The 12,794-nt window shown below is 58.2% G+C and carries 13 protein-coding genes; 4 read left to right on the top strand and 9 right to left on the bottom strand.

The genetic code is table 11. The features are described 5' to 3' along the window. Positions 1 to 162: 162 nt before the first annotated feature. Positions 163 to 627: a hypothetical protein gene (locus ACYX4K_RS04480; protein WP_475093310.1), complete on the top strand. Its 465-nt coding sequence runs from the start codon at positions 163 to 165 to the stop codon at positions 625 to 627. A gap of 47 nt (positions 628 to 674) precedes the next feature. Here ACYX4K_RS04480 and ACYX4K_RS04475 read toward each other — a convergent pair whose 3' ends face one another. The 4 genes from ACYX4K_RS04475 to ACYX4K_RS04460 form a co-directional block, all read right to left on the bottom strand. Continuing rightward, a complete protein-coding gene (locus ACYX4K_RS04475) occupies positions 675 to 1,880 on the bottom strand; it encodes a TIGR01620 family protein (protein ID WP_475093311.1) in 1,206 nt (401 codons plus the stop codon). Then, positions 1,877 to 3,313, bottom strand: a complete 1,437-nt coding sequence (locus tag ACYX4K_RS04470) for a YcjX family protein (protein WP_475093312.1) — start codon at positions 3,311 to 3,313, stop codon at positions 1,877 to 1,879. Before ACYX4K_RS04470 ends, ACYX4K_RS04475 begins: the two co-directional genes overlap by 4 nt. Positions 3,314 to 3,396: 83 nt before the next feature. Next, entirely contained in the window at positions 3,397 to 4,200 is an 804-nt protein-coding gene (locus tag ACYX4K_RS04465; RefSeq protein ID WP_475093313.1) for a GIN domain-containing protein, read from the bottom strand. Positions 4,201 to 4,328: 128 nt separating this feature from the next. Next, positions 4,329 to 4,751: an HIT family protein gene (locus ACYX4K_RS04460; RefSeq protein WP_475093314.1), complete on the bottom strand. Its 423-nt coding sequence runs from the start codon at positions 4,749 to 4,751 to the stop codon at positions 4,329 to 4,331. Between the two features lie 436 nt (positions 4,752 to 5,187). Between ACYX4K_RS04460 and ACYX4K_RS04455 the strand changes: the two genes are divergently transcribed. The 3 genes from ACYX4K_RS04455 to tcdA all read left to right on the top strand — a co-directional run bounded on the left by ACYX4K_RS04455 (position 5,188) and on the right by tcdA (position 7,184). Next, positions 5,188 to 5,619 (top strand): hypothetical protein, encoded by a 432-nt coding sequence (locus ACYX4K_RS04455; RefSeq protein WP_475093315.1) that lies wholly within the window; start codon positions 5,188 to 5,190, stop codon positions 5,617 to 5,619. Positions 5,620 to 5,789: 170 nt separating this feature from the next. Beyond that, positions 5,790 to 6,254 carry an FKBP-type peptidyl-prolyl cis-trans isomerase gene (locus tag ACYX4K_RS04450; RefSeq protein ID WP_475093316.1) on the top strand — a complete coding sequence of 155 codons (465 nt, stop codon included), beginning with the start codon at positions 5,790 to 5,792 and terminating at the stop codon, positions 6,252 to 6,254. 99 nt (positions 6,255 to 6,353) lie between these two features. Next, complete coding sequence (tcdA, locus tag ACYX4K_RS04445) at positions 6,354 to 7,184, top strand: tRNA cyclic N6-threonylcarbamoyladenosine(37) synthase TcdA (RefSeq protein ID WP_475093317.1); 831 nt, start codon at positions 6,354 to 6,356, stop codon at positions 7,182 to 7,184. A gap of 9 nt (positions 7,185 to 7,193) precedes the next feature. Here tcdA and ACYX4K_RS04440 read toward each other — a convergent pair whose 3' ends face one another. From ACYX4K_RS04440 to ACYX4K_RS04420, 5 genes are all read right to left on the bottom strand, one after another. Then, positions 7,194 to 8,870 (bottom strand): aminotransferase class V-fold PLP-dependent enzyme, encoded by a 1,677-nt coding sequence (locus ACYX4K_RS04440; protein ID WP_475093318.1) that lies wholly within the window; start codon positions 8,868 to 8,870, stop codon positions 7,194 to 7,196. Positions 8,871 to 8,876: 6 nt separating this feature from the next. Continuing rightward, entirely contained in the window at positions 8,877 to 9,671 is a 795-nt protein-coding gene (locus ACYX4K_RS04435; RefSeq protein ID WP_475093319.1) for a TatD family hydrolase, read from the bottom strand. A 144-nt stretch (positions 9,672 to 9,815) separates the two neighbouring features. Beyond that, a complete protein-coding gene (locus tag ACYX4K_RS04430) occupies positions 9,816 to 10,691 on the bottom strand; it encodes an SDR family NAD(P)-dependent oxidoreductase (protein WP_475093320.1) in 876 nt (291 codons plus the stop codon). Beyond that, the gene (locus tag ACYX4K_RS04425; protein WP_475093321.1) at positions 10,688 to 11,707 is read right to left on the bottom strand and encodes an SDR family oxidoreductase; all 1,020 of its coding nucleotides are present in this window, start codon (positions 11,705 to 11,707) and stop codon (positions 10,688 to 10,690) included. Before ACYX4K_RS04425 ends, ACYX4K_RS04430 begins: the two co-directional genes overlap by 4 nt. A gap of 98 nt (positions 11,708 to 11,805) precedes the next feature. After that, positions 11,806 to 12,786 (bottom strand): bile acid:sodium symporter family protein, encoded by a 981-nt coding sequence (locus tag ACYX4K_RS04420; protein ID WP_475093322.1) that lies wholly within the window; start codon positions 12,784 to 12,786, stop codon positions 11,806 to 11,808. Positions 12,787 to 12,794 lie beyond the last annotated feature (8 nt).

Here is a 12,794-nt window from a genome sequence, read left to right as displayed (position 1 = left end):
CGTTTAGATACTTATGTGATGTTTATCACAATAACAAGCCTGATAGCGAAAACAACAGCAAGGCACTCGAAAATGAAAACGCCAAAATTAACAACAACACACTCCACCTCAACCAGCCGGCCAAACCTGTGCCAGAAGTTTACGCGAGCGCTGGGTGCTGCCGTGACGCTCGGTATTCTGTTGGCATCCGGTAACGCATCCGCAAATGCGCACCCCTCCTATCTGACCGAGGGATACTGCGATGGACTGGTCGAGCAGTTTGTCGATTCTGGAATGCGAAGCCTCGGCAAGTACGTCAATGAAAACTTCAAGCCGGAATATAAAGGTGGCATCCGCAATACCATCAACTTCCTGAAACAGCGCTCCGAGTGGCTATCAGAGTGCAATGCGTACCTGAAGGATACCGCCAGTACTCACGTTTTCTACGATGAGAAAAATACCAAGGATATCTTTACCGCGATCGATGCCCTGGCCAAAGAACTGCAGCTGGTGCGCGAAGGTGTCGAGTACCCCGATGAGTCTGGCGCGAACAATCCGCACCCGTTCATCAAGAGCCGCTACGAAACATTGGCCAAGTTAATGGACCAGCACCACACCCGGATTCTGATGAAAAAACAGTTTCAGTAAACCACCAAGTATGGGGGGATAGCCGCGAACGCATCACCGCGTGAAGGCTAGCTCCCCCCGCTTGTCCCCTTTCCAGCTCCGCGTGCAGCTGGCTCTTTCTCCTTCAGCCCCTCTGCCACACTCTCAGCCGGCATGTCTGGCCAGCGTCCCTGATCACGCCCCAACAGTCGTTCTTTTAGGCTTGCCGCAATACGGCGAGTGAGCGCGCCGAGCCTGGGGCGTTGCTTTTCCGAGAACGGGATCGGGCGACAGCTGTGAACCGCGGCAAGACCAATCCGCGCCATAAACAAGCTGGCGCCCATGCCCTGCCCGAGGCGGGCGGATACAGTGCTTAACATACTGTCCCCCACCAACTCAGGCCAAAGTTCACTGACTGCATATTCACTTGCACCACTGTACGCCACCAGTGCGAGAATTTTCTTGAACAGCCGCCAGCGCACTACAATTGATGGCCGTACACCATAAATCTGCGCAACATCATCGATCATGCGCATGGATTGGCGCAGCGCCACCAGCACGTCCAGTGTGGTAAACGGGCTCAACCCCACCAGAGCTCCGGTTGTCGTTGCGTGACGCACAATGCGCCGCAGTGCCTCCTGATCCAAGGCTTCGAAAAAGTTGAGCTCGAGATGTTTCAGTAGCTCGCTGTTATCGTAATAGTCTGGCGTTTCTTCCTGAACTCGCGCCAGCAGCGCGCCCTGGGGTTTACCATCAAACAGCTCGCGCAACTGCTGGTTAAGGGGCTCTACCGCATCTGTCGCACGACTATCGCGTACCTGAGCGGCGAGTTCCTGGGTTTTCTGCAATTTGCGCAGCGGTTTGCCCGCGCGAAAATATTCCCACACGGCACTGGCCATGGTGACCACCAGCGTACCGATCACAATTCCGGCCAACAGTCCCAGGCTCCAGTGCATATCCGCCGCCCAGTAAAAGAACTGGCGCAACTCCCAAAAAACCGCACCAAATGTCAGCGCCAGAGCGGCAAGCAGGGCCGGTTTCCAAAGGCGTAAACGGAACACCGGCAAGCGCAATTCGGAAAATGAAATGGTGTCCGGGAGTGACTCACCGGTGGTTATGGAGCGCGGCAACTGCTCCGGCTCCTCTGCCAGAGACTCCACTCGGGTGCTCGCCCGTTCGCGCAGTGCCGGCTCCTCGGCATCGAGGTTTTCTATCCGTGTCTGCCGACGGGGCTCCGCTCCCCGGCCGTCGCTGTCCCGCCCCTTTGCGGAGCTATTGTCGGGCGCATCCTTCACACTTTATCTCCCAGCAACAGATTTAGCAGCGCATCGATGCGTATATGAGGCATATACCCCTCGCGGCCGATTCCTACCGGAGGCCGCAACTGAGGCGGCAAACCGCCACTATAGTGCTGCCAATCCCCCTCTTGGGGTAAGTGAGCGAGTATTTCAGCATTTTCAAAACCTAGGTAGCTGCCGTCCATGCCATGCCCCACCAGCATGCGCCGCCCGTCGCGGACACTTTCATTGGAGCAGCGCACGGCGGCAATGGCTTCACAGTAGAGTGGCAAGCCTCGGTGGCGCGCGCTGGAAAAAACCTGCTGCAGCTGCTGCCCCAGCAGCTGGCGCAGCGCATCGTGATCGGCAGCCAGCACCTGATCCACTTTGGTCGCGGCAAATACAAGCCGGTCGATCCGCGGACGCCACAGTTTGCGCAACAGACCATTGCTTCCGTAGCGAAAGGTGTCGGCGATATGCCCGAACGCCATACGCATGTCTTCCAACGCATCTTCACCGGCGAACAAAGTGCCGATAAGGTCCACCAGCACCAGCTGGCGATCGAGGTGGCGAAAGTGACTGTCCACAAAAGGCGCCACATGGACCTCTACATAATCCCGGTATCGCGCCTCCAGCACGCGATAAACACTGTCTTCGGGAAGCGCCGCCAGCTCTGCCGCACTGTGGTGGGATAGTGCGGGCAACGGGAAAAAGCCGTATTCCTCATTATCCAGCAGCGCCCTGCCCGGTTGCAGGTAACTCAACCGGGCGCTGCCGCGACAGTCTCGCAGGAACTGGCGATAGTCCTGCCACAAACTGTCCAGTTCACGCGGGTCTGCGGTGGCTTCCGGACTGAGCTGCTGCAGGCGTGCCAGTAATTCCGGCGCCAGCGCGCGGCGGGTCTCGCCATCCAGAAGGTCGCGTTGATGCCGGCACCAGGCGGAAAAATCCATCCGCAACAGCGGGAGATCCATCAGCCATTCCCCCGGGTAGTCGCGAAATTCAAGAATCAGCTTCTGCCGATAATTGCGACCGAGACGGCGCCCCTGCAGATGCAGGTGCAACTCCAATGCAGAGAGGTCACGGGTAGATTCTGGCCAGCGCGGGGGGCTGGCGGTGAGCGCCTCGAGGCAGCGCTGATATTCGAACAGGGGAAGCCCCGTGTCGATCGCGGGATGAAGCTCAGCACCAAGGAGGCGGCCATTCAGCGCTGGCGCGAAGCCGGGCAATTGCGCCCTGTCAGGATGACTCAGCTGATAAACCAGACTGGTGATCAGCGTCGATTTACCGGCACCACTGAGCCCCGTGATCCCCACACAGAGACGCTTGTCGAGCAGGCGCTCGGCGGCCCAGTGCGATTTATCCAGCGCCTCTTTACCCAATTGGCGCAACTGTTTCTTGAGGCCGTGCAGGCGGCCCTTGTCGGCGCGACCGTGGTTTTCAGAACTCACTCAAACTCCATTTCCAGCGGTACACCCGGTAGGGGCAGCGCTTGATAGCGCAAACGTGGCGGTGGAAAACCGGATTCTCCAGATTACTCTACCAGAGCAATATCGCCAGAACCCATGACCGAGAAAGATTCACTGGCCGGGCGCTTGAGCACAATATCTCCCGAACCCATCACCGCGCCACCGGCGTTGGTCGCCTGCAGATTGCGACCTACAAAATCACCGGATCCCATAATGGTAATCTTCAGATTGGCCACTTTGCCGCCAATCATCATATCGCCTGAGCCTTTGATCTGTGCGTTGAGCGCCTCACCGATGAAATTGTCCATGCGGATATCGCCGGAGCCGGTCACACCCGTATTGCCCTGCACTGCGAGAATAGTACCCAGGATCAAATCACCCGATCCTGTGACATTGGTATTGAGGGACTCAGCCGCCACTTTCTCTACATGAATCAACCCGGAGCCGGTGACACGAAGATCCAGCTTGGCACTCTCGAGGATGCCCGCCGTCGCCTCTCCAGAGCCGGTTACACGTATGGACGAAATCGTCGGCAGGGTCACGCGAAATTCGACTTCCGGCTCACTACTGACGGTAACTACGCCAAACAGGCTCTTGCGATCCGGCTCCACCGACAGCGATAAAGTATCGTTACTGACCTCAGCCTTGGCGTGTTCGAGATCACCATCCTCTCCGTGAGCGGTAACCGAGAACTCAGATCCCTGAACGACTTTCAATGTAGAACTACCTTTCAGCACTATGGCGGAGAAGCCGTCGACGGCAAAGCTGCGACTTTCCTCGGCGCGGCTGCCGGAAGCGGCAATTAGCAGCAGAGGCGCCAATAGCGCAGCGGTGAAAAAGCGAGCAAAAGTTGAAGATCTGGAGCCCATGATCCGATTACCTGTAGTCATTGCCTATTTATTGCACGGCGCCCATCTGGGGCTGCCAATTCACTGATTGCCAGTAAGACGCCGCCAGTGCGCGTTTCGGATGCAGTGTTATGCAGACTCTTGTCTCGCTATGAATCAGTGGTATCGCGATAGCCCAGTTCTACCAGTGCCTCGCGGATTTTCGCCGCCTCTGCGGCCAGTGCGTCCGGCTCCGCCTGTTCTTGCAAAGCAAAATCCAGGTCGGCAATCTCGTTGATCGGGACCAGGTGATAGTGGGTGTGCGGCACCTCGATACCCGCCACCATCACGCCCACGCGCGCGGGGCTATATACGTGCTTCTGGGCCTTGGCCACCTTGCTCGCCACACGCATCAGGTGCGCACTGGTTTCAGCCGGTACATCGTCCCAATGGTTGATCTCCTCAATCGGAATCACCAGGCAATGACCCGGCTTGATCGGTGCGATCGTCATGATTGCCACAACCAAGTCGTCGCGCCAGATAAAATGCCCCGGAAGGTCGCCATTGATGATCTGGGTGAAAATACTGGCCATTGGATGTCCTGCTCGGTGGTTGATTTGCCGCTTTACGGAATCTACGGATTTTACCAGTGGCATTCACACTATCACCAGCCCGAGTGCGCTGGCGCCTGATTACCTGGTTACATACATGACTCTCTCGAGCTAATGGCAATCCAGTAGCCGCCAGAAAACGCTGTAAAAACAGGCACCAGATGCATACCGCGCCGGGAGATTGCGCGCATTTAAACAAGCGCAATAACACCCGTGGAAGAGTGTGACAATTTCTTGCCGTTTTGTTGGCAGTGGTATTTCCATCCCGTAACCTTGCCGCCCATATCGAAACCGGTAGCCCCAACCCGAATGAGAGCGGCGTCTAAACGCGCTCAATTGCTATCTAAAGCACAAGGGTAAAAGGAAAGGGGCACCAGCAAGAACACCAGAATGACCGTCTCACAGGGGGATTCCATCCATGCCACAGGTTGTATCTGCAGTACCAGCGCTCCGACGCAGCACCGTCCACCCCAACATCGGAAATCAGGGCGAATGCAGCCTGCTCGACATTATTGGGGGCCGCGCCTTTGTCGACCAGCTGGTAGGTGAGTTTTACCAGGCCATCGGGAAGTACCTGTCGACGGAGGATACCGCCGAACACGGGAAACAGAATACCCGCCAGGCACAGTTCCTGAGCCACGCCCTGGCGGAGCAGGCTGAGCCGGTTCACAGCGCCCGCGCCAGCTTTCTCGCGCGCGGCCTGAACCCCGCTTTGTTTGACGCTCTGCTGGAGTATTTTGAAGCTCGTCTGCTAGAACTTGGGTTTTCTGCATCGCTTAGCGGGCAGCTGGTGCGCACAGTCAGCGACCTGTACGACCGGAGTGAAACGCCGCTGTCCATCGCCTGCTAGCCCCGGTTGAGCGGCTACCCTGCATACCCTCTGATATCCCTTTCCGGCCTCGGTTGCGACCACCGGGGCCGCCCCATACAATGCACCCTCACACAGCCTATATCCCCGTTTGCTTTTTCTCTGTAAGCGGTAAGCGCTACAACTCACGCTCAAGAAACAAGAGATTGCCAATGAAAATTGCTAACCACAGCGTTGTGGAGATCAACTACACCCTGAAAGATGCCGAAGGTACCGTGATCGACACATCCGAAGGTGGCCAGCCGCTAAAATACCTGCAGGGCGTAGGAAACATCATCCCCGGGCTGGAGCAGGAAATGCTGGACAAGAGTGCCGGCGACAAGTTCAAGGTCGTGGTAGAGCCTGAAAACGGCTACGGCCCCCAGAATCCGGAACTGATTCAGACCCTGCCGAAAAGCGCATTCGGTGGTGTCGAAGAGCTGAAAGTAGGCATGGCTTTCCGTGCCCAGAGCACCGAGGGTCAGCCGATCGAAGTTGAAGTCATCGACATCGACGGTGACCAGGTAACCATCAACGGCAACCACCCGCTGGCGGGCGTCGAGCTGCACTTTGACATCGAGGTTGTTTCCGTGCGCGAAGCGACCCCGGAAGAAGTCGACCACGGCCACGTGCACTGATTCGATTCCCTTCCCGCAGGGCGGCCCCTCCGCCCTGTGCCCTCCCCCTCCTCTTTCGGTTTATCGTTCAATCCAATAGCAAGTGGTACCGGAACCCGTATGCCCGACTCCCAGACTCAAAAGTACCTGAGCGACGCTTACCTGCAGCGATTTGGCGGCATCGTAAGACTCTATGGTGCCGATGCGCTGCCGATTCTGCACGGCGCACACGCGGTGGTGATCGGGATTGGCGGTGTGGGAAGCTGGACTGCGGAAGCCCTGGCGCGCAGCGGAATCGGCAGGATCACCCTGATCGACCTGGATGATGTGTGTATCACCAACACCAACCGGCAGATACACGCGCTGGAACACAGCGTTGGGGAAATCAAGGTATTAGCAATGGCTGAGCGCCTGCGCAACATCAATCCGGAAATTCACGTAGAGACCGTCGAGGACTTTATCGCCAGTGATAACTTTGCCGAGCTACTGGCGCCGGAACGGGATTCTATCGACCTGGTTATCGACGCTTTCGACAATGCCCGCGTCAAGGCTGCACTCATCGCCTATTGCAAGGCGCGCAAGCTGCGTTTGATTACCGTGGGCTCGGCGGGTGGCAAACAGGATCCTACACAGATCACCTGCGCCGATCTCGGGCGCACGGTCAGCGACCCGATGCTGGCGAAAGTCCGCCAGCACCTGTATCGCTTTCACAACTTCCAGAAATCCAGCAAACGTCAGTTTGGCGTGGATGCAATTTATTCCAGCGAACCCATGGTATACCCGCAGCCCGATGGTCAGGTGTGCCAACAGAAAAGCCGCATGCAGAACGGGGTAAAGCTGGATTGCAGCGGCGGCTTTGGGGCCGCCACCATGGTCACAGGCACCTTCGGGTTTGTCGCCGCAGCGAAAGCTGTTGAGCGATTACTGCAGCAAGCGCGAAAGGCAGGTTAAACAAAAAACTCAGCGCGCATTCATCAGATCGAAAGCGCGCTGCATCAGTGCACGAAACCCGTTCCCGCGGGATTCACTCAATTGCTGCGCCAGCCCCAGCTCATCAAACAGTTTTTGCAACTGTGCGACACTCACCTCGCCGGACCGGCAACCCTCTATCTGCGATAACAGTAAAGCACCCAACCCTTTCACAATGCGGCTATCGCTATCTAAAGCGAAGTAATGCCGATCGCCATCCTGACGATGCACCAGCCAGGCACTGGACTCACAGCCCCGAACCAGGTTGTCGGGTGTGCGGATGGCGTCTTTGCGGTGAATTACCTTGGCCCACCCCATCAGGGTTCGATAGCGATCCTGCCAATTGTGATGCACACACAATTGTTCGGCATCCAGTGCCGAAAGATCGTCCCCCTGCCACTGCTGAGTAGCGGATGCGCCTTCGCCACCCGGCACTGCGGAAACCGGCTCGCCATCAGCCCCCAACTGCTCGAGAAATTCCTGCACCGCGGCAATAAACCGGTCCAGATCCTGTCGCGTGTTGTACGCCGCTACCGAAGCGCGCAGAGTCGCGGTGTGACCAGCGGCTTGCAAAAGGGGTTGCGCACAGTGATGCCCTACCCGCACTGCGATATCGCGCCCATCCAACCATTGCGCCAGGTCAATGGCGGCACACCGTGGGTGAATAAAACTGACGATGCCGAGGTTGTTGTGCGGGCAACTGAGCAACTGCAACTCTGCAAACTGCGCCAGCTGTTGGTGCAGGTAGCGCTGTAACTGCTGCTCGTGCCGCGCCATACCCGCGCGATCCTGCTGCGCCAAGAACGCCATACAGGCGCCGAGGCCGGCAATCGCCGCCAGTGACGATGTACCGGCCTCGAACTTGTGCGGCAGGTCCGCATAATTACTGGACAGCAGATCGACATTGGCAATCATCTCGCCACCGCCCTGCCAGGGGGGCAATCGCTGCAACAGCTGCTCGCGCCCGAACACCAGTCCGATGCCGGTGGGGCCGTAAAACTTGTGCGCCGAGCAGACAAAAAAATCACAACCAATAGCGCCCACATCGACCTGATCGTGCGCCGCCAACTGCGCGCCGTCGAGCACCCAGTACAAATTCCGCCCGTCCAGCATCGTGCGCAGCGCCGCCAAGTCAGTGCGAAACCCGAGTGCATTGGAACCAGCGGTCACGGATACGACTCTGGTGCGCGCAGACAGTACCTCGTGCAGCCGATCAAACTGCGGAATGCCCCCGACATCCGGGACGAAGCGCAAGCGCAAGCTGTACCGCTCTGCCATCATCTGCCAGGGAACCAGGTTGGCGTGATGCTCCGCGGTGGACAAAACGATTTCATCGCCCGCTGCAAGTGTGCTGCACAGGCTATTGGCGACCAGATTCAAGCCTTCGGTAGCACCGCGGGTAAACACAATTTCACGGGGGGACCGGGCATTGAGAAATGCAGCAGCGGCGCCCCGAACCCCCTCAACCATTTCCGTTGCCCGGCGCGCGAGCCGGTGACTTGAGCGATGAGTGTTGGCATTGCTGAACAGGTAGAAGTCACGCAGCGCCTCGATGACACAATCAGGCTTCTGGGTAGTCGCCGCGTTATCCAGATAGACCAGCGCCCGATTCTCCTCCTGAGTGAAGAGCGGGAAATGTTGTTTGAATTGTTCGGGAGAGAAAAGCATTTTTAATTAAATCCCGAAAAGTACGCGGGTATTCGTTCCCGTCTGGGAAATCACCGCGTCCACCGAGACCCCGCGCAGTTCCGCCAGTGTTCGTGCAACCGCAGGCAGATATTCCGGGCTGTTTCTTTCACCCTGGCGCCCGGCATGGGGCATATCCGGCGCATCGGATTCCAGCAGCAACTTGTCCAGCGGTACTTCGGCAAGGGTTTTCCGGGTCTTGGCCGCGCGCTCGTAGGTGATGGTGCCACCAACGCCGAGGGTAAAACCGAGTTTGATATATTCCTCGGCAATCTCACGGCTACCGGAGAATGCGTGAATGACACCACCTTTTTGCGGGCAAATCTTTTTCAATACCCGCAGCACTTCCCCGTGACAACGTACACAGTGGACGATCACCGGCAGCGACAACTCCTGCGCTGCGCACAGCTGCGCTTCGAATACCGGCAACTGCTGGGCAAGTGACGTTTCGATCGTGGCATCAAGGCCGCATTCACCAACCGCAATGCAGCGCTGCCCCCCGACTTCCCGCTTGCGCTCATGGGTCACCCGCTCGATCACCGCACGCCCGACGTCGGACGGAGCCAGGGCTAGTTCAGCAACCCACCAGGGGTGCACCCCCACAGCCCCAAACCAACCAGGTTCGGAATGCACAAGCGCGAACAAGTGTCGCCACTGGGGAATACTCACACCGGGAATGATCAGCCCTTGCATGCCCAACGCCTGGCAGCGCGCCCAGACCTGGCCGCGGTCAGCCGCGAAGGCATCAAAGTCAAAATGGCAATGGCTGTCGATTAGCGCCATCAAAGCCCCCAGGAAACCTCGGATGAGGTGTATTCGCGATATTGAGGGCGTGAATTGTAGGTCGAGCGCGCCGGAAAAGCGACGCGCTTCAAGGAAAGCAGGCAATAAACAGCGGTAACACGCAGCCTGCAACGGCTGCGCGCATCAGACCGCGCTGGAATGGCGCGCCAGCTTGCGCCCCTCTTCCAGCTCTACGCGAAAATTTTTCACCATCTGCCGCAAGAAGAGACGCGGCGCCAGTTTGTACAGATAGGCACCCAGCAGGGTTTTATCCCTCGGGAACAGCCGCTCTTTACCCGCCACCACCGCATTCAGAATTCGCGCCGCCATCCAGTCGGCTGTGCGCACCTGACCGACGGTACTCTGCGCGTGCTGGGCACGACCGCCATCGCCCGACAGTGCATTGGCATCGATGTTGGTGGCGACAAAACTCGGATACACCATCAACACGGAAATTCCGTCCTCACGGACTTCCTCACGGAAGGTTTCAAAATACTGATGCAGCGCGCTCTTGGCCGCGCAATATCCTGCACGCCCCAGCACCGGCATCCACCCCGCCATGGAACTGATATTCACCACACAGCCGCCGGCAGCACGCATCGGTGCCAGCAGCCCCTGCGCGAGCTCCACCGGCGCGTGGTAATCCACGGCCATTACCCGGCGAATCACCGCGTTGGTCGTCTGGGTGGAAAGGCTGCGATGGGTGATACCCGCGTTATTGATCAGCAAATCGACCTGCGGGTAGCGGGCGGTCAACTCCTGGCACAGCTGTTCAACGGAAGCTTCTGCGGACAGATCTGCCACTTGCACATCCACCGTAACAACCGATTGAGTTAACTCTGCCGCACGCTGCTGCAGTGCATCCCCATTCATATCCACCAGTACCAGACGCAGAGAAGTCCCGTTCTCCTGGGCTCGTTCCGCCAGCTGCTGCACCATGGCCCAGCCGAGGCCGCCGGCAGCACCGGTAACGACCGCTACCTGATCGCGGTTCACCCGCTTGCCCCTCAGAAAATTCATGCTGCCTCCCCCTGTCGCTCTTGTCTTTTCGTTTCCCCGGCCGGAACACTATCAAAGCGGGTAACACGCGCATCTTCCGCACTGACCGGAATTCCCAGCGCGTTATTCGCGAAAAAGGCAAACGCCTCGGCGGAAGTTTTTTGCGGCTGGTAACCAAGTTCTGTTTTCAGGCGATGATTCAACAGCACCGGCCGATACTGCAGGAACATAACCTGAGCCGGCTGCACGTTACCAAGGCGCAAGTTGAAACTGAGTGACAAGATGAATTTCAGCAACCACACCGGCGGGCGCCGCAGGGGTTTATTCAAAAGTCGTGCGATCTCAGCCGGGGTGAGCGCATCGTCACCGGCCAGGTTGAAAATACCGTGGGCACCGCGAGTCACTCCGTATTCGATTGCACCAATCACATCCTGATCCCATACAAACACGAAGGGAGAATTGTGCGCACCGGGGTCGAGGATACCGCGACCGGAAAATAGCGCACTGATCTTGCTGTTGGTGGTTGCGCCGACAATAGAGCAAGGACGGAAAATCAATTGCTTGAGCTGCGGGTGCTGCTGACGGTACTCCGCAAGCATTTCTTCCACCAGCCGCTTGTGATCGGAGTAGGCGAATTCCGGATTGCCGCGCAGGGGATCAGACTCCTGTAGCCACGACGGATTGTCGGCGTGATAACCGTAGGCCGCACCGCTACTGGTCAGGGTCAGATGGGCGACACCCGCTTTGACGCAGGCGTCCAGTACGTTGCGCGTGCCCTCCACGTCGATCTTGTACTCGCGCGCGCGGTCGCGCCCGGGGGATACCACCGACGCCAGATGCACCACATGGGTAATACGTTCCGCGCGCAGCAGCTCCGCCAGTGCCTCGTCACAGATGTCCATTACAAAGATTGGAAACCCGGCGTCACGCTGGACGATATCAATGCCCACTACAGGCATCTGCTTGCTCAGGGATTCCCCCAACAGACAGCCCACGTAGCCCGCAGCACCGGTAATCAATACCCGCTTTTCAGTCATTTTTAACTCTTATTTTCCCCGGCCTGCGACCGGCAGTCGCTGGCAAAACGATTTTGTTATTGGTGTCGGTTTTTATTCGAGGTCTGATATTTCGCGCGTCAGACCGAATCGGCCGTTACGGCCCGCTCATTTTGTTCTTCGTTTGACTGTCGGCGGCCATTGGAATAATTCCAGTAGCCCGCCAGGCAGAGCCCGGATACCAGATGCCACACGCCCCAGAAGCCCGCGATAACCAGCATCTCGCCCGCCTGGGGGTAGAAGGTGAACAGGATAGCGAGTGCCAGACCGGAATTCTGAATCCCCACCTCCATGGTGACCGCTCGCCGATCCCCCACAGGGAGGCGCGCTGCCCGACTGGAAAGGTCACCAATCAGGAAGGCCAGCGCATTGTGCACCACTACCAGTACCAGTACCGAACCGGCGATCTGCAGCGCCGTCTGCCAGTGCTTGCTGAAGGAAATAGCCACAAACAGCAGGAACACCAGCAGTGACGCGGTGCGGAAATAGCGCTCACTGCCCTCGGCAAACCGCGGGAAGCGCGCGCCAATTACCATGCCCAACACCATGGGCACCGCCAGTACCATCACCACAATCAGCACCATGTTCTCCGCTGGCAGGGCAATGGCCTGCAGCAGATCGCGGGTATTCGGGTTGAGACTGCCGTAAAGCGCAAAATTGAACGGGGTCATTACCACCGCAACGAGACTGGAGATGGCCGTCATACTTACCGATGTGGCCACATTGGCGCGCCCGATCCAGGTCATCACATTGGAGAAGGTGCCGCCGGGACAGCACGAAACCAGGATCATACCCAGCGCCAGCCCGGGGCTGATATCCAGTGCCCAGGTCGCGACACAGGTGATGGCAGGCAGCAGCAGAAACTGCGCCACCAGACCGGTGATGGGCGCCACCGGGCGACGCATGACGCGGCGAAAGTCCGCGCTGCGCAGGCCGAGAGACACACCAAACATCATGAACGCGAGAATCGCGTTCAGAGCGATCAGCGCCGCAGGTGACATCTGGAATGTTTCCAGTGAGGCCGCCATTGCCGGCGAGAGAGCGGTGTTCATTTCATTCATGGTCCAGG

Source organism: Microbulbifer sp. ABF4_107 (assembly GCF_056312215.1).
This window is presented reverse-complemented; position numbering and strand designations above follow the sequence as displayed.